Source organism: Mesorhizobium sp. M0136, from assembly GCF_040322515.1.
GTDB lineage: Bacteria > Pseudomonadota > Alphaproteobacteria > Rhizobiales > Rhizobiaceae > Mesorhizobium.
The window spans coordinates 95663-116411 of sequence record NZ_JAMYTP010000014.1; the positions used below are offsets into that span (position 1 = coordinate 95663).

Annotated in this window: 23 protein-coding genes and 1 other RNA gene; 15 read left to right on the forward strand and 9 right to left on the reverse strand. The window is 61.4% G+C overall.

Features of this window, described 5'->3' with window-relative positions; all coding sequences use genetic code 11:
- Positions 1 to 179: 179 nt before the first annotated feature.
- From NKJ35_RS18290 to NKJ35_RS18335, 10 genes are all read left to right on the forward strand, one after another.
- Positions 180 to 1082: a branched-chain amino acid ABC transporter permease gene (locus tag NKJ35_RS18290; RefSeq protein WP_254816418.1), complete on the forward strand. Its 903-nt coding sequence runs from the start codon at positions 180 to 182 to the stop codon at positions 1080 to 1082.
- A gap of 4 nt (positions 1083 to 1086) precedes the next feature.
- The gene (gene livM, locus NKJ35_RS18295) at positions 1087 to 2715 is read left to right on the forward strand and encodes a high-affinity branched-chain amino acid ABC transporter permease LivM (protein WP_254816419.1); all 1629 of its coding nucleotides are present in this window, start codon (positions 1087 to 1089) and stop codon (positions 2713 to 2715) included.
- Entirely contained in the window at positions 2715 to 3866 is a 1152-nt protein-coding gene (locus NKJ35_RS18300; protein ID WP_352504919.1) for an ABC transporter ATP-binding protein, read from the forward strand. The genes livM and NKJ35_RS18300 overlap by 1 nt, the downstream gene beginning before the upstream one ends.
- Entirely contained in the window at positions 3866 to 4594 is a 729-nt protein-coding gene (locus NKJ35_RS18305; protein ID WP_254816420.1) for an ABC transporter ATP-binding protein, read from the forward strand. Before NKJ35_RS18300 ends, NKJ35_RS18305 begins: the two co-directional genes overlap by 1 nt.
- An 18-nt stretch (positions 4595 to 4612) precedes the next feature.
- Positions 4613 to 4960 carry a DUF6867 family protein gene (locus tag NKJ35_RS18310; protein WP_254816421.1) on the forward strand — a complete coding sequence of 116 codons (348 nt, stop codon included), beginning with the start codon at positions 4613 to 4615 and terminating at the stop codon, positions 4958 to 4960.
- A gap of 138 nt (positions 4961 to 5098) precedes the next feature.
- Positions 5099 to 6229 (forward strand): branched-chain amino acid ABC transporter substrate-binding protein, encoded by a 1131-nt coding sequence (locus tag NKJ35_RS18315; protein WP_254816422.1) that lies wholly within the window; start codon positions 5099 to 5101, stop codon positions 6227 to 6229.
- Positions 6230 to 6463: 234 nt separating this feature from the next.
- Entirely contained in the window at positions 6464 to 9922 is a 3459-nt protein-coding gene (pyc, locus tag NKJ35_RS18320; RefSeq protein ID WP_352648984.1) for a pyruvate carboxylase, read from the forward strand.
- Between the two features lie 274 nt (positions 9923 to 10196).
- Positions 10197 to 10457, forward strand: coding sequence for a DUF2312 domain-containing protein (locus NKJ35_RS18325; protein WP_023719653.1), 261 nt, complete (start codon positions 10197 to 10199; stop codon positions 10455 to 10457).
- Positions 10458 to 10640: 183 nt separating this feature from the next.
- Entirely contained in the window at positions 10641 to 11081 is a 441-nt protein-coding gene (locus tag NKJ35_RS18330; protein ID WP_254816424.1) for a DUF4268 domain-containing protein, read from the forward strand.
- A gap of 66 nt (positions 11082 to 11147) precedes the next feature.
- Positions 11148 to 11462, forward strand: a complete 315-nt coding sequence (locus NKJ35_RS18335; protein WP_254816425.1) for a hypothetical protein — start codon at positions 11148 to 11150, stop codon at positions 11460 to 11462.
- A 3-nt stretch (positions 11463 to 11465) separates the two neighbouring features.
- Here the strand turns inward: NKJ35_RS18335 and msrB are convergent, their stop codons facing one another.
- From msrB to NKJ35_RS18365, 6 genes are all read right to left on the reverse strand, one after another.
- Entirely contained in the window at positions 11466 to 11870 is a 405-nt protein-coding gene (gene msrB / locus NKJ35_RS18340; RefSeq protein ID WP_352648985.1) for a peptide-methionine (R)-S-oxide reductase MsrB, read from the reverse strand.
- A 109-nt stretch (positions 11871 to 11979) separates the two neighbouring features.
- Positions 11980 to 12801, reverse strand: coding sequence for an MBL fold metallo-hydrolase (locus NKJ35_RS18345; protein WP_352648986.1), 822 nt, complete (start codon positions 12799 to 12801; stop codon positions 11980 to 11982).
- Positions 12802 to 13992 (reverse strand): vWA domain-containing protein, encoded by a 1191-nt coding sequence (locus NKJ35_RS18350; RefSeq protein WP_352648987.1) that lies wholly within the window; start codon positions 13990 to 13992, stop codon positions 12802 to 12804.
- A gap of 9 nt (positions 13993 to 14001) precedes the next feature.
- Positions 14002 to 14406 carry a type II toxin-antitoxin system HicB family antitoxin gene (locus NKJ35_RS18355; protein ID WP_254816428.1) on the reverse strand — a complete coding sequence of 135 codons (405 nt, stop codon included), beginning with the start codon at positions 14404 to 14406 and terminating at the stop codon, positions 14002 to 14004.
- Between the two features lie 260 nt (positions 14407 to 14666).
- Positions 14667 to 15113 carry a GNAT family N-acetyltransferase gene (locus NKJ35_RS18360; RefSeq protein WP_254816430.1) on the reverse strand — a complete coding sequence of 149 codons (447 nt, stop codon included), beginning with the start codon at positions 15111 to 15113 and terminating at the stop codon, positions 14667 to 14669.
- Between the two features lie 105 nt (positions 15114 to 15218).
- Positions 15219 to 16058: an AAA family ATPase gene (locus NKJ35_RS18365; RefSeq protein ID WP_352648989.1), complete on the reverse strand. Its 840-nt coding sequence runs from the start codon at positions 16056 to 16058 to the stop codon at positions 15219 to 15221.
- Between the two features lie 175 nt (positions 16059 to 16233).
- Between NKJ35_RS18365 and ssrS the strand changes: the two genes are divergently transcribed.
- From ssrS to NKJ35_RS18385, 4 genes are all read left to right on the forward strand, one after another.
- Positions 16234 to 16389, forward strand: a non-coding RNA gene (gene ssrS / locus NKJ35_RS18370) — 6S RNA.
- Positions 16390 to 16526: 137 nt separating this feature from the next.
- Positions 16527 to 17114 carry a 5-formyltetrahydrofolate cyclo-ligase gene (locus NKJ35_RS18375; protein WP_352648991.1) on the forward strand — a complete coding sequence of 196 codons (588 nt, stop codon included), beginning with the start codon at positions 16527 to 16529 and terminating at the stop codon, positions 17112 to 17114.
- Between the two features lie 81 nt (positions 17115 to 17195).
- A complete protein-coding gene (locus tag NKJ35_RS18380) occupies positions 17196 to 18020 on the forward strand; it encodes a TIGR00282 family metallophosphoesterase (protein ID WP_023678036.1) in 825 nt (274 codons plus the stop codon).
- Positions 18021 to 18090: 70 nt separating this feature from the next.
- Positions 18091 to 18855 carry a TerC family protein gene (locus tag NKJ35_RS18385; RefSeq protein WP_254816433.1) on the forward strand — a complete coding sequence of 255 codons (765 nt, stop codon included), beginning with the start codon at positions 18091 to 18093 and terminating at the stop codon, positions 18853 to 18855.
- A 21-nt stretch (positions 18856 to 18876) separates the two neighbouring features.
- On the opposite strand, the gene NKJ35_RS18390 is transcribed toward NKJ35_RS18385, so the two are convergent.
- The 3 genes from NKJ35_RS18390 to NKJ35_RS18400 are packed head-to-tail and all read right to left on the reverse strand — an operon-like array spanning position 18877 to position 20236.
- Positions 18877 to 19344 carry an SRPBCC family protein gene (locus NKJ35_RS18390; RefSeq protein WP_352648993.1) on the reverse strand — a complete coding sequence of 156 codons (468 nt, stop codon included), beginning with the start codon at positions 19342 to 19344 and terminating at the stop codon, positions 18877 to 18879.
- A gap of 29 nt (positions 19345 to 19373) precedes the next feature.
- Positions 19374 to 19736 carry a VOC family protein gene (locus NKJ35_RS18395; protein WP_352479626.1) on the reverse strand — a complete coding sequence of 121 codons (363 nt, stop codon included), beginning with the start codon at positions 19734 to 19736 and terminating at the stop codon, positions 19374 to 19376.
- A 17-nt stretch (positions 19737 to 19753) separates the two neighbouring features.
- Complete coding sequence (locus NKJ35_RS18400) at positions 19754 to 20236, reverse strand: SRPBCC domain-containing protein (RefSeq protein WP_254816435.1); 483 nt, start codon at positions 20234 to 20236, stop codon at positions 19754 to 19756.
- A 51-nt stretch (positions 20237 to 20287) separates the two neighbouring features.
- On the opposite strand from NKJ35_RS18400, the gene NKJ35_RS18405 reads away from it, so the two are divergent.
- Complete coding sequence (locus NKJ35_RS18405) at positions 20288 to 20611, forward strand: ArsR/SmtB family transcription factor (protein ID WP_254816436.1); 324 nt, start codon at positions 20288 to 20290, stop codon at positions 20609 to 20611.
- Positions 20612 to 20749 lie beyond the last annotated feature (138 nt).

Sequence of the window (20749 nt, forward strand, 5' to 3'; positions counted from 1 at the left end):
GGGTCCGCGATGGTCCAGGGGGCGGACGGGAACAAAACGGGCAATCGGACGACGTGCGGCGAAAACACGCGTAATGATCGAAAAATCACGTTGCAATCCGGGCTCGACACTTTACGACTAGGGAAAATACGAAAAGGAATGCGTCTGCATGGGCGACATTCCAGGGGAGCCACGACAGCATGCAGTATTTTGTCCAGCAGCTTATCAACGGGCTGACGCTGGGATCGATCTATGGGCTGATAGCGATCGGCTATACGATGGTCTACGGCATCATCGGCATGATCAATTTCGCCCATGGCGACATTTTCATGATCGGCGCTTTCACCGCGCTCATCGTTTTCCTTATCCTCGGTGCGTTGTTCTATTCGCTGCCGATCGTCGTTGCGCTGCTGATCATGATGATCGTCGCGATGCTGCTGACCAGCCTGTATAATTGGACGATCGAGAAGGTGGCCTACCGGCCTTTGCGTGGTTCATTCCGGCTGGCGCCGCTGATCACTGCGATCGGCATGTCGATTGCGCTGTCCAATTTCGTCCAGGTGACGCAAGGGCCGCGCAACAAGCCGGTCCCGCCAATGGTGTCCACGGTCTACAACATCGAAGGCATCAGCGTCTCGCTGAAGCAGATCATCATCGTCCTGGTCACCATAGTCCTGCTCGCGGTGTTCTGGTACCTGGTCAACAAGACCTCGCTCGGCCGGGCGCAGCGCGCCTGCGAGCAGGATCGCAAGATGGCCGCACTGCTCGGCGTCGACGTCGATCGCACCATCTCGATCACCTTCATCATGGGCGCCGCCCTTGCCGCCGTCGCCGGCACGTTGTTCCTGATGTATTACGGCGTGGTGGTGTTTTCCGACGGCTTTACGCCCGGTGTGAAGGCGTTTACTGCCGCGGTGCTCGGCGGCATCGGCTCACTGCCCGGCGCCGTGCTCGGCGGGCTGATGATTGGTTTCATCGAAAGCATGTGGTCGGCTTATTTCTCGATCGACTACAAGGACGTCGCCGCCTTCTCCATCCTGGCGATCGTGCTGATCTTCCTGCCTTCCGGCATTCTCGGCCGGCCAGAAGTCGAAAAGGTCTGAGATCATGGCGGTTACCGTGTCTCCGGAAAGCACCGTCGTCGCCACCCCGGTCCAGCGCGCTTTTCGCGAAGCGCTCTATGCCGGCGCCATCTCGCTTGGCCTGTTCGTGCTGTTCATCGGCCTGAAGACCGACCAGAACATCTCCAACGAACTGATCCTGGTGCAGCGCTGGGGCTTGCTCGCCGGCGTCGTGATCGCCACCATGGCCGGACGCTTCCTTTATGTCGCCTATGGCCAGCCCTTCCTGGCGAACCAGAAGATCGTCGATGTCGCCACCGGCCTGCTGCCGGTCAGCCTGGCTTCGCGATTCTTCCGCCTTCCCGCGTTCATCGTGGCGCTCGCCGTCGCCGTTATTCTGCTCGCGCTCAGCGGCTTCCTGACCGAGGCTTTAGGGCCGGAACTTTCCGATTTTGTGCGGTTCCTGCGGGCACTTGCAATCATCTATGCGCTAGCCTGGCTGATATATCGGTTCCGGGCCTTCATTCATTCTCATTTCTCGGCATTGGGCATAACCGCACTGGCGCTCTACCCGATTATCGTGGTGTTGGTGCTGGCGCTATATGCCGGGTCCATGGCGGCCGGTTTCCAGGGTTCGCTGAAGTATGTCGACAATTTCGGCATCCAGATCCTGATCTACGTGATGCTGGCCTGGGGGTTGAATATCGTTATTGGCTTGGCCGGCCTGCTGGACCTAGGTTATGTCGCCTTCTACGCCGTCGGTGCCTATGCCTATGCGCTGCTCGGCACGCATTACGGCCTTTCCTTCTGGATCCTGCTGCCCGCCGCCGGCCTGATGGCTGCATTCTGGGGCGTGATGCTGGGCTTCCCTGTGCTGCGCCTGCGCGGTGACTATCTGGCGATCGTGACGCTCGCTTTCGGCGAGATCATAAGGCTGGTGATCATCAACTGGCGCGAAGTGACCAACGGCTCGGCCGGGATTTCCGGCATCCCGAAGGTCTCGTTCTTCGGCCTGATGTCGTTCAACGTCTCCGACCCGAACTACATCTCCAAGGTGCTCGGCATCGCGCAGTCCGGTGCCTACTACAAGATCTTCCTCTACTACCTGATCCTTGGACTCTGCCTGCTGACCGCCTTCGTCACGGTGAGGCTCAGGCGCCTGCCGGTCGGCCGCGCCTGGGAAGCGCTGCGCGAGGACGAGATCGCCTGCCGCTCGCTCGGCATCAACACCACCACCACCAAGCTCACGGCCTTTGCCACGGGCGCGATGTTCGGCGGCTTTGCCGGCTCGTTCTTCGCCGCGCGGCAAGGCTTCGTCAGCCCGGAATCCTTCGTCTTCCTGGAATCGGCGATCATCCTTGCCATCGTCGTGCTTGGCGGCATGGGCTCGCTGGTCGGCATTGCCGTCGCCGCCATGGTGATGATCGGCGGCACCGAAATCCTGCGCGAACTGGATTTCCTCAAGACCGGCCTGAGTTGGGGCAACATCAAGGTCATACCCGGGTTCGGCCCCGACTTCACGCCGGAGCTTTATCGCATGCTGTTGTTCGGCATGGCCATGGTCATCGTCATGCTGTGGAAGCCGCGTGGCTTCGTCGGCAGCCGCGAGCCGACAGCCTTCCTCAAGGTGCGCAGGGCGGTGTCCGGGTCCTTCACCAAGGAGGGACACGGCTGATGAACGCGAGCCCCTCCGTGAACGATGCCATCCTGCAGGTCGAGCATCTGTCGATGAAGTTCGGCGGTCTCATCGCCATCGGCGATTTGTCATTCCAGGCCAAACGTGGCGAGATCACCGCGCTGATCGGCCCCAACGGCGCCGGCAAGACCACCGTGTTCAATTGCATCACCGGTTTCTACAAGCCGTCGGAAGGCATGATCACGCTCAACCGGCGCGACGGCTCGACCTTCCTGCTCGAACGCCTGCCGAACCATGAGATCCCGGCGCGGGCCAAAGTGGCGCGCACCTTCCAGAACATCCGCCTGTTCTCGGGCATGACGCTGCTGGAGAACCTGCTGGTGGCCCAGCACAACAAGCTGATGAAGGCGTCCGGCTATACCGTTCTCGGCCTGTTCGGTTATAGCGGATACAGACAGGCTTCGGCGGAATCGGTTGAACTCGCCGAGCACTGGCTGGAGAAGGCCGATCTCGTCGACCGCGCCGACGATCCTGCCGGCGATCTGCCATATGGCGCGCAGCGACGGCTCGAAATTGCTCGCGCCATGTGCACCGGCCCTGAGCTTCTGTGCCTCGACGAGCCGGCCGCCGGCCTTAATCCGAAGGAATCGGCGGCGCTCAATGCGCTGCTGATGGACATCAAGGACAACACCGGCACCTCGATCCTTTTGATCGAGCACGACATGGCGGTGGTCATGCAGATTTCAGACCATGTCGTCGTCCTCGAATACGGGCGCAAGATCTCCGACGGCAACCCGCAATCGGTACGAACCGACCCGCGCGTCATTGCCGCCTATCTCGGCGTCGAAGACGAGGACGTCGAGACGGTACTGACCGAAGTCGGCGACGAGGACGTCATCGAGCAACTGGATACGGGTCCGGATGCCGCGCATGGACCGGGCACATCGTCTTCCTATCTCGCCGGACCGGTGGCCGATACCGTCGGCCATAGCGAGGGCGAACGCGTCACAGTGTCAAAGGGCGCTTCGAAGGCCGGGCAGATCGATGCAAGGTCGAGCGCTGCTGCTGCAAAGTCCGGATCGCCGGCCAAAGCCAAATCGGCCGCGAAATCTTCCACGGCAAAGCCGGGCAAGGCTCCGGCGAAGTCGAAAACTCCCGGCACCTCTAATCGGCGTGGGGGGCGGAAATAATGGCCGGCACAACGCTGCTCGATATCAAGGGCGTCCAGACCTACTACGGCAACATCAGGGCGCTGAACGGCGTCGACGTCACCGTCAAACAGGGCGAGATCGTGGCGCTGATCGGCGCCAACGGCGCCGGCAAATCGACACTGATGATGACCATCTTCGGTGCTCCGCGCGCTCGTGCCGGCACTATCACCTTCGCCGGCACCGATATCACCCAGATGCCAACCCACGAGATCGCACGCATGCGTATCGCGCAGTCGCCGGAGGGCCGGCGCATCTTTCCGCGCATGACGGTGATGGAAAACCTGCAGATGGGCGCCAGCCTCGACGGTCTCAAGCATTACGACGAGGACGTCGAAAGGGTCTTTACGCTGTTCCCGCGGCTCAAGGAACGCGTCGGCCAACGTGGCGGCACGCTTTCGGGCGGCGAGCAGCAGATGCTGTCGATCGGCCGCGCGCTGATGGCAAGGCCGAAGCTGCTCTTGCTGGATGAGCCGTCGCTAGGCCTGGCGCCGCTGATCGTCAAGCAGATATTCGACGCCATTCGCGAGCTGAACCGCACGCAGGGACTGACCGTGTTCCTGGTCGAGCAGAACGCCTTCGGCGCACTGAAGCTCGCCACGCGCGGCTATGTCATGGTCAACGGCAATGTGACGATGAGCGGCACCGGCAAGGAACTGCTCGCCAATCCGGAAGTGCGCGCCGCCTATCTCGAGGGCGGCCATCACTGAGTATCAGGAGTCTTCATCATGCAGGGCATTCTTTATGAGGAACCCTCGATTTGGCAGTTCTTTTTCGTCACCTGCCTGCTCGGCGGCTGGGCGGCCTGGATGACGGGCAAGGCGTGTGCCCAAACATGGCGCAGCTTCGCCCAGCTATTCGCCTATATGCTGGGGCTCGGCATCGGCGTAAGATTCATCCATCATGCGCTGTTCGGCGGAACGATGTTTTCGCTGCATTACTACGTGGTCGATACCATCGTGCTGATGATATTGGGCTTCATTGGCTACCAATACACGCGCACGAACCAGATGGTAACGCAGTATAATTGGCTTTACGAAAGAGCCTCTCTTTTGAGCTGGAAACCGAAAGGTTGACATTTATCATTAACGGCGTTTCAGGGATGAATCGGCGTGACAAGTGCCTGAAAATCGGCAAAGTACTCTTTCTGCGAGCAAGGGTGGGCATCGCATGAAAGCAACATCCACGCCCACTCGGTAAATGGGAGCGTTTCAATGAAAAAGTCACTTTTGTCCGCCGTCGCCCTGACCGCGCTTGTCGCGTTCAGCGGCAACGCGTGGGCTGACATCCTGATCGGCGTTGCCGGTCCGATCACCGGTCCGAACGCAGCGTTCGGTGCCCAGCTTCAGAAGGGTGCCGAACAGGCAGTCGCCGATATCAATGCGGCGGGCGGCGTTCTTGGCCAGCAGCTCAAGCTTGAAGTCGGCGACGACGTCTCCGATCCCAAGCAAGGCATCTCGGTCGCCAACAAGTTCGTCGCCGACGGCGTCAAGTACGTCGATGGCCACTTCAACTCCGGCGTCTCGATCCCGGCATCGGAAGTCTACGCCGAGAACGGTATCCTCGAGATCACGCCGGCCGCGACCAATCCGAAGTTCACCGAACGTGGCATGTGGAACACCTTCCGCACCTGCGGACGCGACGATCAGCAGGGCAAGGTCGCTGGCGACTATCTCGCGGCGAACTTCAAGGATGCCAAGATCGCTGTCATCCATGACAAGACGCCTTATGGCCAGGGCCTCGCCGACGAAACCAAGAAGGCGCTCGCAGCCAACGGCGTGACTGAGGCCATGTATGAAGGCATCAATGTCGGCGACAAGGATTTCTCGGCCCTCATCGCCAAGATGAAGGATGCGGGCGTCTCGGTCGTCTACTATGGCGGCCTGCACACCGAAGCCGGCCTGATCATACGCCAGCTCGCCGACCAGGGCCTCAAGGCAACCTTCATGTCCGGCGACGGCATCGTGTCGAACGAATTGGCCTCCATCGCCGGCGACGCCGTCGAGGGCACGCTGATGACGTTCGCTCCGGATCCGCGCAAGAATCCGAACGCCAAGGAACTCGTCGAGAAGTTCCGTGCGGCCGGCTTCGAGCCTGAGGCCTACACCCTCTACTCCTATGCAGCGATGGAAATCATCGCGGCCGCCATCACCAAGACCGGCTCAGCCGATGATGCTCAGAAGGTAGCCGAGACCATCAAGTCGGCCGGCCCCTGGAAGACTGCGATCGGCGAGATCGGCTACGACGCAAAGGGCGATATCACCCGTCCGGACTACGTCATGTACACCTGGAAGAAGGGTGACGACGGCAAGTACACCTATGTCGAGAACGAACCCGGCAAATAACCGGACGTTGCTATATGAAAAATGCCCGGCGCCTCGCGCCGGGCATTTTTCATGGGGTTTCCCAAATGCCTGGACCCGGACTGCCCCAGGCGTTGTCCGGGTCGACACGCAATGCGTCAACGCGATAGATCATACTAAATCGGTTTAATCCCCCTTTTCGATTTTGTTTGCACTGCAGCATTTTCGCGCTAATCATGTCCGGCAGTTCCCTTCCCCGCGTCCGGAGCCCTGTCCTTGGCAATCTCGAAGATCCTTGTCGCCAACCGCTCCGAAATAGCCATCCGCGTCTTCCGCGCGGCCAATGAGCTCGGCCTTAAAACCGTGGCGATCTGGGCAGAGGAGGACAAATACTCCCTGCATCGCTTCAAGGCCGACGAAAGTTACCAGGTCGGGCGCGGGCCGCATCTGGCCAGGGATATGGGGCCGATCGAAAGCTATCTTTCGATCGAGGAGGTTATCCGCGTCGCCAGGCTTTCGGGCGCCGACGCCATCCATCCGGGTTACGGGCTGCTGTCGGAGAGCCCGGAATTCGCCGAGGCCTGCGCCAAGGCCGGCATCATCTTCATCGGGCCAAAGCCCGATACGATGCGCAGGCTGGGCAACAAGGTCGCCGCGCGCAATCTCGCGATCGAAGTCGGCGTGCCGGTAATTCCCGCTACCGATCCCTTGCCGGACGACATGGCGGCGGTAAGGGAACTCGCCAGGACGATCGGCTACCCGGTGATGCTCAAGGCATCCTGGGGCGGCGGCGGCCGCGGCATGCGCGCCATCCGCTCCGAGGCCGATCTCGCCCGCGAGGTCATGGAGGGCAAGCGTGAGGCGAAGGCGGCTTTCGGCAAGGACGAGGTCTATCTCGAGAAGCTGATCGAGCGCGCCCGCCATGTCGAGGTGCAGGTGCTGGGCGACCGCCAAGGCAACGCCGTGCACCTGTTCGAGCGCGACTGTTCGATCCAGCGCCGCAACCAGAAGGTCGTCGAGCGGGCGCCGGCGCCGTATCTCGAAATGTCACAACGCGAAGAGCTTTGCGGCTACGCGCTGAGAATTGCGCGCCAAACCAGCTATATCGGCGCCGGCACGGTCGAGTTCCTGCAGGATGCCGACACCGGAAAATTCTATTTCATCGAGGTCAATCCGCGCATCCAGGTCGAGCACACCGTCACCGAACAGGTGACCGGCATCGACATCGTCAAGGCGCAGATCCATATCCTCGACGGCTTTGCCATCGGCACGGCGGAATCGGGCGTGCCGGCGCAAAAGGACATCAGGCTCAACGGTCACGCCCTGCAGTGCCGCATCACCACGGAAGATCCCGAGCATAATTTCATCCCCGATTATGGCCGCATCACCGCCTATCGCGGTGCCACCGGCTTCGGCATCCGCCTTGATGGGGGCACCGCCTATTCGGGCGCGGTGATCACCCGCTTCTACGATCCGCTGCTGGAAAAGGTGACGGCGTGGGCGCCGACGCCGGCCGAGACCATTGCCCGCATGAACCGGGCGCTGCGCGAATTCCGTATCCGCGGCGTGGCGACCAATCTCACCTTCCTCGAGGCGATCATCAATCACCGGAGCTTCGCCGACAATTCCTATACCACCAAGTTCATCGACACGACGCCGGAACTGTTCGCCAGTGTGAAGCGGCAGGACCGCGCGACCAAGCTGCTCAACTATCTTGCCGATGTTTCGGTCAATGGCCATCCCGAGACGCGCGGCCGGCCGCAGCCAAAGGCCGATGCGGCGCCGCCGGTGGTGCCATATCTCAACGGCAATGTGCCTCAAGGCAGCAAGCAGAAGTTCGACGTGCTCGGGCCGGAGAAATTCGCCGCCTGGATGCGCGAGCAAAAAGAGGTGCTGGTCACCGACACGACAATGCGCGACGGGCATCAATCCTTGCTCGCGACGCGTGTGCGCACCTATGACATCGCCGGAATTGCCGGCACCTATGCGCGTGCTCTGCCGCAGCTTTTGTCGCTCGAATGCTGGGGCGGCGCCACATTCGACGTCGCCATGCGCTTTCTCACCGAGGACCCATGGGAGCGGCTGAGCAAAGTGCGCGAGGCGGCACCCAACCTTCTTCTGCAGATGCTTCTGCGCGGCGCCAATGGCGTGGGCTATACCAACTATCCCGATAACGTCGTCCAGCATTTCGTCCGCCAGGCCGCTGCCGGCGGCATCGACCTGTTTCGCGTCTTCGACTGCCTGAACTGGGTCGAGAACATGCGCGTCGCCATGGATGCGGTCGGCGCCGAGGGCAAGCTGATCGAAGCGGCGATCTGTTATACCGGCGACATACTCGATCCGGCGCGGGCCAAATACGATCTGAAATATTATGTCGGCCTGGCCAGGGAATTGCAGTCGGCAGGCGCCCATATCATCGCCGTCAAGGATATGGCCGGGCTTTTGAAACCGGCGGCGGCCCGCGTGCTGTTCAAGGCGCTGCGCGAGGCGACGGACCTGCCGATCCACTTCCACACCCACGACACATCCGGCCTGTCGGCGGCAACCGTGCTGGCGGCGGTGGAGAGCGGCGTCGACGCCATCGACGCGGCGATGGATTCGCTATCGGGCAACACCTCGCAGCCGTGCCTGGGTTCGATCGTCGAGGCGCTGAAAGGCACCGAGCGCGACCCGGGCCTCGACCCGCAATGGATCAGGAACATCTCGTTCTACTGGGAGGCGGTGCGCAACCAGTACGCCGCCTTTGAAAGCGACCTGAAGGGGCCGGCATCGGAGGTCTATCTGCATGAAATGCCGGGCGGGCAGTTCACCAACCTCAAGGAACAGGCGCGCTCGCTCGGGCTGGAGACACGCTGGCACGAAGTGGCGCAGACCTATCACGACGTCAATCTGATGTTCGGCGACATCGTCAAGGTGACGCCGTCGTCCAAGGTCGTCGGCGACATGGCGCTGATGATGGTCAGCCAGGACCTGACCGTCGCCGACGTCGAGAATCCGGCGAGGGACATCGCCTTCCCGGATTCGGTGGTGTCGATGTTGCGCGGCGATCTCGGCCAGTCGCCGGGCGGCTGGCCAAAGCCATTGCAGAAGAAGGTGCTGAAGGGCGAAAAGCCGATCACGGCGCGGCCGGGTTCGCTGCTCAAACCGGCGGACCTCAAGGCCAGTCGCACGGAGGTCGAGCAAAAACTCGAGCGGAAGCTTAGTGAATTCGAGTTCGCGTCGTGGCTGATGTATCCGAAGGTGCTTTCCGATTTTGCCGCCGCGCAGGAGACCTACGGGCCGGTCAGCGTGCTGCCGACCCCGACCTATTTCTACGGAATGAAGCCGGAAGACGAGATTTTCGTCGATATCGAAAAAGGCAAGACGCTGGTGGTGCGCTGCCTTGCCATGGGCGATGTCGACGAAAAGGGCATGGTCACCGTGTTCTTCGAGCTCAACGGGCAGCCGCGCCGGGTGAAGGTGCCGGACCGGGCGCATGGCGCCTCTGCTGCCAAGGTACGACGCAAGGCGGAGCCGGGCAATGAGGCGCATGTCGGCGCGCCGATGCCTGGCGTCGTCTCGGCGCTTGCGGTCGCTGCCGGCCAGGCGGTAAAGGCCGGTGACGTGCTGCTGTCGATCGAAGCGATGAAAATGGAAACGGCGTTGCATGCCGAACGCGACGGCACCATAGCCGAGGTGCTGGTCAAGGCCGGCGACCAGATCGATGCAAAGGATCTGCTGATCGCATTCGGGTAAGGTGTGCTGAGATTCAGGTGATGCCGGCCTGCAAACGCCGGCTTCCTGCGCTTCCGGTGCTCACGTACTCAGGTGCGCTCCGCTCCGGTTCTCGGCAGCCGTCGTTTTCGGCTCGGCCTGACCTGAATCTCAACACACCTTAAGGCGTGCCCAACCCCTTCATGCCGCATCGATAGCACCTTGACCCGCCGCGCCCGGTCGGGCATCGAACCGCTGCAATTCGCCGCTCGGGTCACCCCCGAGTCGCGGCGAGAAACGACGCGGAGAGAAGAATATGGCCGACGACATCACAGAGACCAGCCAGACTGTTGCCGCCGGCCAGCTGCGCGCCTTCATCGAACGCATCGAGCGGCTCGAGGAAGAGAAGAAGACGATTGCCGACGACATCAAGGAAGTGTTTGCAGAGGCCAAGGGCACCGGCTTCGACACCAAGGCGATGCGGTCGATCATCCGGCTGCGCAAGAAAGACCAGGCCGAGCGGCAGGAAGAGGAATCCATTCTCGACCTCTACAAGGCCGCGCTTGGAATGGTGTAGAGACTGTCTGGAAATTCTACTCCGGCGGCAATCCGATGGTGTTTTCGGCGCTTCCGATGCTCACGGACCTAAAAGTCCGCTGCGCTCCGGTTCTCGAAACCACCACCATACGACCCGCCAGAGCGAATTTTCGAAACCGTCTCGGCAACAGTCTCGGCCTGATGCTGGAGCGAGCATCGAACCATGAGCGAATTCGATTTTGGCGCCCGCCGCGCCTCTGAATTCCGCCAACGCAGCTTCTGGACGCTGTTCGCGGAACGGCATCCGGATGAAAGGGCTCTGCTGGCGAGGCGCGGACCGTGGTTCTGGCAGCGTGGGCTGCCCGATTTCGCATTGGTCATTTCCATGTATGTCGCGCCTGCGCACAATCATGTCGGCGTCTTCTTCGGCCGCAACGAGAAACTCGGTGCCACGCAAGCCTGGTCACGGTTGAAGCCGTTCCAGCCGGCCATCGAAGACAGGCTGAAGCTCAGGCCAGAACAAAGTTGCGACGGCCTCGGCATCAATTCGATGTGGCGGGTGAATTGTTTTGCCGAAGACAATTGGCCGGCGATGACCGACTGGCTGGTTACGGAAGCCTCACGTTTCGAGCGCGCGATTGCCGAAGTTCTGGGTCAGGAATAAAGCAGGATTTCCAGACGCAATCCTTAGAACCGCTCTGGTGAGCAGAGCGAGGGAGCCGGTCGATCGATGACGATTATGTCGCGAGTTGCCGCCTTCTTCCGCTCACGCTGGCTGGGCGGCGTGCCGCTCGATCGGCTGTTCTGGCGCGACATGGTCGTTGTCGGCACAGCGATCAACGTCGCGTTGTCGGTGGCGGCGCTCATTCTGCTTGGGCTGAAGCTGCCGCTTGCGCTAGTCCTGGCGGTGCATTTCGCGCCGGTGCCCTATAATATCTTCCTGACCTTTGCGGTTTGGCGAACTGCCGGAAAATCGAGTGGCGCCAAGGCCTCGCTGATGACGCTTGGCGCCACGTTGTGGCTGATCCTGGTGGTCGTGGCCTGACGATCAGGCGGCCGGCTCGAATTTGAGCGCCACGCCGTTGATGCAATAGCGCAGGCCGGTCGGCGGCGGGCCGTCCTCGAAGACATGGCCGAGATGGCTGCCGCAGCGGGCGCAATGGCACTCGGTACGGACCATGCCGTAGCTGCGGTCGACGGTGGTCTCGACCGAGCCCGGCACGGGATCGTTGAAGCTCGGCCAGCCGGTGCCGCTCTCGAATTTCAGGTTGGATTCAAACAAGGGCTGGTCGCAGCCGACGCAGGAGAAGGTGCCGGCGCGCTTCTCGTGCAGCAGGGCGCAGCTTCCCGGCCGCTCGGTGCCATCGTTGCGCATCACCGCATATTGCTCGGGCGTCAGCCGGGCGCGCCATTCGGCATCGGTGCGGGTAACGGGGTAGGTGTGGCTGTCCATTTTTTCCTCTTAGCTTATGTCGCTATTTGGGTTGCCTTCCCAACTTCGCCTGAAATAGGCATTTGTTACGGCGTTTGCTCGTATTTCCTATCCTGCTGCGACGAATTCCTCAGGCGAGGGCCGCGAGATAGCGCGCAACCGATGCTGAAAATGCCGCCTTTGCGTCTCCGATGACATTCTGGTTCCACCATGCGCCGTAGATATGGTCGAACGTGAAAGGCTCCAGCGCGGCCTTGATGCCGAGCACTTTCGTCGCGTTGAGCGGGATATAGTTCGGGTAGCTGTACATGAAGCTGACATGACGGCGCGTAGGCGTCACCTGCAGGATGTCGCCGGCCAGCATGGCATTGCCGCCGTCGCGCTTCCAGTGCAGCACCTGGCCACCGGCAAAGTGGCCGCCGCAGCGGATGAGCGTCAGCGACGGGTTTATGGCGCGCGTTTCGCCTTCCCAGCTGATGATCGCCGGATGCGGCCGCATGATCCACTGACGATCATCGGCATGCAGATAAATCGGCACGCCGCCAAACGCCTCGCTCCACTCGACCATTGCCGAATGATAATGGCAATGCGAAATGGCGATGGCGGCCAGGCCGCCCCGGCGGTTGATCTCGGCCACCGCCTCGTCGCTGACCATCGAGATGCAGTCCCACAGCACATTGCCGTGCGGCGTTTGCGCCAGCAACGCCCGCTGGCCGATGGCGAAGCGCGGCTCTATGCCGAAGGCGAGCACGCCGGCGTCGTCCCTCATCACGATCCGATGGCCGGCCGCGAGCTCTTCCGGCGTGATCCAGGCCTGGCCCTCCCAGCGCACATATTGCCGCTCGTCTTCGCAGATCGGGCAATGTTGCGGCGGCGTCGCTGTCGCCGCGAACTGGACACCGCATTGCAGGCAAAGGAAACAGGTCGACCGTCCTGTTTTGCGTGGATCCATTCAGTGCTTCCTTGAAAGTTGCTTCGTCGCGGCTTCGAGGCCGGCGAGCGTCAGCGGAAACATGCGGCCGCCAAAGATATCGCGGATCATGGCAATGGAATGGGTATAGCCCCAGTTCTTCGCGTCTTCCGGATTGAGCCAAATGGCGTTCGGCCATTGCTGCAGCAGCCTGCCGAGCCAGACCGCGCCGGCCTCCTGGTTCCAGTGCTCGACCGAGCCGCCGGGATGGGCGATCTCATAGGGACTCATCGAGGCGTCGCCGACGACGATCACCTTGTAGTCGGGGCCATATTTATAGATGAGGTCGAAGGTCGGAATCACCTCGGCATGGCGGCGGCGATTATCCTTCCACACGCCTTCGTAGAGGCAGTTGTGGAAGTAGAAATATTCGAGCTGGCGGAACTCGGCGCGGGCGGCCGAAAACAACTCCTCGACACTCCTGATATGGTCGTCCATCGAGCCGCCAACATCGAAGAACATCAGCAGCTTCACGGCATTGCGACGTTCGGGTTGTGTCTTGACGTCAAGATAACCGTGCTCGGCGGTGGCGTGGATGGTGCCAGGCAGGTCGAATTCCTCTTCGGCGCCTTCGCGCACCCAGCGGCGCAACCGCTTCAGCGCGACCTTGATGTTGCGGGTGCCGAGCTCGACGGCATCGTCGAAATTCCTGAACTCGCGCCTGTCCCAGACTTTTACCGCGCGGCGGTTGCGGCTTTCGTGCTGGCCGATGCGCACGCCTTCGGGATTGTAGCCATAGGCGCCGAAGGGCGAGGTGCCGCCGGTGCCGATCCATTTCGAACCGCCCTGATGCCGGCTCTTTTGTTCCTCCAGCCGCTTCTTCAGCGTCTCCATCAGCTTTTCGAAGCCACCCAGCGCCTCGACCAGTTTTTTCTCCTCGTCCGACAGGTGGTTTTCAGCGAGCCTCCGCAGCCATTCCTCAGGGATGTTTTCGACATCGACCGCGTTTTCGCCAGCCAGCGTCTCGACACCTTTGAAGATGTGCGAAAAGACCTGGTCGAAGCGGTCGATGTGGCGCTCGTCCTTCACCAGCGCGGCGCGGGCGAGATAGTAAAAGCCCTCGACATCATAGTCGACCAGCCCGGCTTCCAACCCCTCCAGCAGCGACAGATATTCGCGGAGCGAGACCGGAACCCGCGCTGCCTTCAGTTCGAGGAAGAAGGGGATGAACATGGTCCGACTTTATCTGTGTCCCTCGATCTTCTCCCGTGCGGCGCTGGCGATAAAGGCGGAACGCGTCAGACCACGCCGACCCGCTTCTTCGTCGATTGCCGCCAAAAGACCTGCGTCGAGCGACAGATTGGCCCGGACAGGCCGTCCGGAATCGATCAGCACAGGGATCATCACGGCGGATTCACCGGCAGCGCTATCGACTTCGCCCAGTCGGAGCAGATCTGCCACAGTGCGCGCGGCGGGCAAGGGCAAGTTCTTCGCCATTCGTGTCTCTGCCCATTCGCGAACGGCAGAAGTCGCATCGGCTATCGCCTCTTCGGGACTTGCGCCACCGCCGTGACATCCGGGAAGATCAGGCACCCGCACTCCCCAGACTTCATCTGCGCCGTCAAGAATTCCGACATAGTGCGTCATGATTCGTCCTTAAATCCATCCAACAAGCCGGGCGATCGACCGCGCAACACCCAGAGATTGTTCGCGATGCCGCGGCACGATAATCATGATCTCCGGCCTTTCCGGATGCTCGTACTTCTCGTGTTTGCCGCCGCCTACGTTCACCCAGCGGTCACGGCCTCGTGACAATCTTGCGCGTGTTGGTCTCGATCAGCGGCACTGTCGCCCCTGATCATGCGCAATATATTGCGCACAGGTGATTATTTCAATCGTTGGCTTCATCAGAGCAGATCATATTCGATAAAGCCGGTCCTGCGCGCCACGTGGTCGTAGAGCTTGCGTGCGGTGGTGTTGGTTTCGTGCGTCATCCAGTAGACGTTCTTGACGCCGATCTTGCCGGCTTCCTGCTTGACCGCTTCGATCAGGGCGGCGCCGACGCCCTTGCCGCGCACATCGGGGTCGGCGAACAGGTCCTGTAGATAACAGTTATTTATCTGCGACCAGCAGGAGCGATGGTAGAGATAGTGCGTCAGGCCGACGGCCTTGCCATCGAGGGTGGCGATAAAACCCTTTGGCTCGAACTCGCCCGCCGTGAACAGCCGCTTCCAGGTGACGGCGTAAACGTCTTCCGGCAGCTTGGTTTCGTAAAAGGTGAGATAGGCGGTCCACAGACGCCGCCAGTCGGCATGGTCGGATTGCGCAAGCGGGCGGACGGTGATCTCGGTCATTTCATTTCCTCTGAATTCGGCAACACGAAGCTGTCTTCACGCCTCGCTGGCGGCAACGGTCCAACGACGGGAAAGCGCTGTCCGGCGGCTTTCGTCGACCGCCCCTCACCCTTGCCGTCTCGCCATGAAGGCCAGGCGCTCGAACAGATGCACGTCCTGTTCGTTCTTCAAAAGCGCACCGTGCAGCTTGGGCAGCGCGTTCCTCGCGTCGGCGCGCAGGTCTTCGGGCGCGATGTCGTCGGCAACCAGCAGGCGGATCCAGTCGAGTGCCTCGGAGGTCGACGGCTTCTTCTTGAGGCCTGGCACGTCACGGATTTCATAGAATTGCGTGAGTGCGGCGCGCACCAGGTTCTGCTTGATGCCGGGATAGTGCACGTCGACAATTTTGTGCAGCGTCTCGACGTCGGGAAAGCGGATGTAGTGGAAGAAGCAGCGGCGCAGGAAGGCGTCCGGCAGCTCTTTTTCGTTGTTGGAGGTGATGATGACGATCGGCCGGACGGTGGCGCGGACGGTCTCGCCGGTCTCGTAGACAAAGAACTCCATCCTATCCAGTTCCTGCAACAGATCGTTGGGGAATTCGATATCGGCCTTGTCGATCTCGTCGATCAGAAGCACCACCTTCTTGCCGGCGGCAAAGGCGTCCCACAGCTTGCCGCGCTTGATGTAATTGCGGATGTCGTTGAAGCGCTCGTCGCCGAGCTGACTGTCGCGCAGCCGCGAGACGGCATCATATTCATAGAGGCCCTGCTGCGCCCGCGTGGTCGATTTGACGTGCCACTCGATCAGATCCAGGCCGAGCGCTGCCGCCACCTGACGGGCAAGTTCGGTCTTGCCGGTGCCGGGCTCGCCCTTGACCAGCAATGGCCGCTCAAGCGCGATCGCCGCGTTGACCGCCACCATCAGATCCTTGTCGGCAACATAGGCCGCCGTGCCTTCGAAACGCATTTTTGCTCCCGGGTCCATCGCGCGACCCTAAGGACGCGGCCTTCGCTGTGCAAGGCGCCGCTGGCGAAGCGGGGATCTACCGGCGCGGCCCTCGCCGAGGGGTTCTGCGTCGAATTACGCCTCGAAACATGTCGCCTCTCTGGCGCTTGGTCTGGCGTCAGCCTATATTGGGCATGACGGTCTGCGCTTCCCGGCAGGAGAACATTTTCCCCGGGGCCTTAATGATCCCTAGGGAGCTGTCCCTGGGAAGACCCGTGGGTTTTCTCATACGGCGCCCACCTACTTTGTAGGTTCCCGGGATCGCTCTCTCCACCGGTTGTGTGGATCGTCACCTATCGAAAAGGCCATCTGGCGGATATTGTCGTCGCGCCGCTTTGTGCGGTGCTCACGAACGACAAGTTCGCCCCGCTCCTCCAAAACGTCACTCGTAAAACTCCATCCAAATCGGACCTTTGCTACCGTCGGCGCATGACATCCCCAAAAGACCTGAAAAAAAATCTCCGCAACCAAGCCCTCGGGCGCCGCGATGCGCTCGATCCTTTCTGGCGTGTGGAGGCAGCACTCGAAATGGCCGAGACCGCGCGCGACCGGATCACGGTCGAGCTGGGCCAGATCGTCTCCGGTTTCTGGCCGATGCGCTCGGAAGTCGACGTCCGGCCGCTGATGTTTGCCCTGCGCGAGAAGGGGGCAAGGCTCTGCCTGCCGGCCATCCTCGACAAGACCACCATCGTTTTTCGCGAACTGGTGCGCGGCGCGCCGATGATCGACATGGGTTTCGGCACAGTCGGGCCGCATGAGGAAGCCGAGGTGCTCGATCCGCAGCTTATGCTGGTGCCGCTTGCCGCCTTCGATGCGCGCGGGCACCGAATCGGGTACGGCGCAGGCTATTATGATCGGGCGATCGGGCGGCTGGCCGACAAGGGCCAGAAGCCGCGGCTGATCGGCATTGCCTTCGACTGCCAGGAGGTGGCCCTGGTGCCGGACGAGCCGCATGACGTGATCATTCCCGAAATACTCACCGAGAGCGGGTTGCGCCGGTTCGCGCCGAAATTGTAGATAAGTTCCTGGACGCATGGTCTTTTCCGAAAGTCATGCAGCTTTTTGCTTCGCTGACCTTCGGTTCGGGATCGCGCTTATATGAGACTTCTCTTCCTCGGCGACATGGTCGGCAAGACAGGACGTACGGCGGTGTGGGAACAACTGCCCGGCCTGATCTCGGATTTCAAACTCGACTTCGTCATCGTCAATGGCGAGAACGCCGCCGGAGGCTTCGGCATCACCGAGGAGATTTTTCGCGAGACGATCTCGGCCGGCGCCGATGTCGTCACCACCGGCAACCATGTCTGGGACCAGCGCGATGCGCTGATTTTCGCGCCGCGCGAAGAGCGCTTCCTGCGCCCGTCCAATTTCCCTAAGGGTACGCCGGGGCGCGGCTCAGGCGTCTATATCGCCAGGAACGGCGCGCGCGTGCTGGTCGCCAACATCATGGGTCGGGTGTTCATGCATCCCGAGCTCGACGATCCGTTCCAGGCCGGCGAGCGCGAACTTGCCGCTTGTCCGCTTGGCGAGCAGGCCGATGCAATCGTCATCGATTTCCATGCCGAGGCGACCTCGGAAAAAATGTGCTTCGCTCATTTCGTCGACGGCCGTGCCAGTCTTGTTGTCGGCACCCACACGCATCAGCCGACCGGCGATCACCAGATCCTCAATGGCGGCACCGGTTATATTTCCGATGCCGGCATGTGCGGCGATTACGATTCCTCGCTCGGCATGGACAAGGAGGAGCCGCTCAACCGGTTCTTGTCCAAGGTGCCGAAGGGCCGCTTCGAGGCGTCGACGGGACCTGCGACATTGTGCGGCGTCGGCGTCGACATTTCCGACCGTAGCGGCCTGACCGAACGGATCGCGCCGTTTCGCCGCGGCCCGCGGCTCGAGGAAACGGCTCCATCCTTCTGGTCGTGACATTGATATAGACGCTTGCAATACCCAATTGCCGGCGAAACTGCTCTAGATCGTAGAGGGGACGACCTCCATGCAGCTAGTCGAATTCCTGGCGCCGCATTTCGCCTTTGTCTCCGACCCGACTGCGTGGGTCGCGCTGCTGACGCTGATCGTGCTGGAGGTCGTGCTCGGCATCGACAATCTGATCTTCATCTCGATCCTGACCAACAAATTGCCGGTAGCGCAGCGAGCCCGCGCCCGGCGGCTCGGCATCTCCGCCGCGCTGGTGATGCGGCTGATCCTGCTGGCCACCATCTCGATCATCGTCCAACTGACGACGCCTATATTCACCGCCTTCGGCCACGGGTTTTCATGGCGCGACCTGATCCTGATCGCCGGCGGCCTGTTTCTCGTCTGGAAGGCGACCAAGGAGATCCACCACACGGTCGATCTCGATGATCACCAGGACACGATGATGGGCGAGACGCTGCAGCTTTCGCTGGCCGGCGCGATTTTCCAGATATTGCTGCTCGACCTCGTCTTCTCGATCGACTCGATCATCACCGCCGTCGGCATGACCGACGAAATCGCGATCATGTACATCGCGGTGATCGTGGCGGTGAGCGTGATGATGCTGGCGGCCGGGCCGCTGGCCGATTTCATCGCCAAGAACCCCAGCATCGTCATGCTGGCGCTGGGCTTCCTGCTGATGATCGGCATGACGCTGATCGCCGACGGCATGGGTTACCATGTGCCGAAAGGCTATATCTACGCCGCCATGGGTTTTTCGGCCCTGGTCGAAGGGCTCAACATGCTGGCGCGGCGGCGGAAGAAGGCAAAGGGCGGCGGGCACTGAGGATGACCCACCGCGGCTGACCTAATGCCCCGGCACGCCTTTCGGATGGCGGTCGCCGATCAGGCCTAGCATCACGCCTTGCTCCAGCCACGCCTTGGCGCCGGCGAACACCAGCGCAAAACCGCCGGTCGAGTCGATCGCCTGCGTGACCTGCTCATCGCGGCTGCCGACAAAGCCGAAATTGCGGACCTCGACAAAGGTCGTGGCGCCCGGCATCTCGGTAAAGGTCCACACCACCGTGGTCGGCGGATCGCTCCATTGCATGACGATCTTCTTGTTTTCGACGATCTCACTGATATTGACCGTCGTCGAGACGCCATACATGCGCCATTCCCAATGGATTTCCTTGCCGCTGTCCAACCTGTCGCTGCCATGGGTGAACCAGAACTTCGTCGTGATCGCCGGATCGACGAAGGCCTCGAATACGTCGGCGACCGGCCGCCTTATCAGCATGCCGGCTTCGGCGGTCGGTGTTTCGCGGATTTCCATATCGTCCTCCTTTCCACGGTGCCGCCTGTTCACCAGGCATCGGGTTCGCGCACCAGGTGAATGATGTCGGCCGGGTTGGTGATCCAGCCGCCGCGAAAGCCTTCACCCAGTGCCTCGATGGCGTCGCAGCGCACGACACCGGCCTTGGCGAGATGCTCCGCTGCGGCCGGAAAATCATCGGTGAACAGTTCCAGCCATATCTCGGCCTGGCTCATCATCGGCGCCTCGTCGATCCACAGTCGATTGGGACCGAGTTCGAAGCCGACGGCCGGCGGTTTGGCCGTGAATGGCTTCAGGCCGATGACGTCGCGATAGAAGGCGATCGTTGCCTGGTATTGATGCGGCGGGACTTTCATCGCGATGTTGATGCCGCCGGTGATCTTCGCGGTCATTCTTACTCCATTTGCTCTCAGATGTTGTTCTCGTTGGCCGGCTCGCCCTTCATCTCGCTGCGGTAATAGCCGTCGCGCAGATTGATGCCGTATTCGACATAGGCCTTCATGCAGGCCAGCATCTGCGACCAGCCCTCGCAATTGAGGTAAGATTTCTTCAGGCCGACCGCGTCCTCGTGCCAGCCGGTTTCGGCGATGGTGACGAAGGTGCCGCCGTCGTCGAGCGGCTCGAAATTCATCTCGATGCGGGTCTTGTAGGCGGGCTCGCCGTCGGCGTCGGTCGCATCCCAGCGCAGCACGATGCGGCTGTCTTTCTCCACCTTGTCGACCTCCACGGGAACCTTGCCCCACCAGATGACGGTGGCGCCCGCCAGCAGCGGTGCGCTGGCGCCGCCGATCGTGGTGAAGTAGCCGCTGAGCTTCTTCGGATTGACGACCGCATCGAAGACTTCGGCGACGGGTTTGCCGATGCGGCCAGAAACCCTGAATCCAAGAGACATATCCACAGCTCCTTCCTTGAATGCAACGGCATTATGTTATAAAAACATAACATGTCAAGCACGGCGCAGGACGACAATGTTTTCAAGGCGCTGGCGCATCCGCGCCGGCGTGCGTTGCTGGACCGGCTGAAGGATGCGCCGCAGACCACCGGCATGCTGTGCGATGCCTTCCCAGACATGGACCGCTGCACGGTCATGCTGCATCTGAAGGTGCTGGAGGAGGCCGACCTAGTCGTGGTGCGCCGCGAGGGGCGCGAACGCTGGAACCATCTCAACGCGCTGCCGATCAAGCACATCCACGACCGCTGGATCAGTCAATATGCCACGCACGCGATCAGCATCCTCGACCGGCTGAAATCCGATCTTGAGGGATGAAAGGTTGCCGAAGCCTGCCAGTTTCGGGCCTTGAGACCCTTGCGTGTCCGACGCAATGGCGCGGCTGGACGAATTGAGCCGATTTATCTATAAGCCGGCCATTCCGACAGAGAGCGCCGTACGTCCGTCCGGACGCAG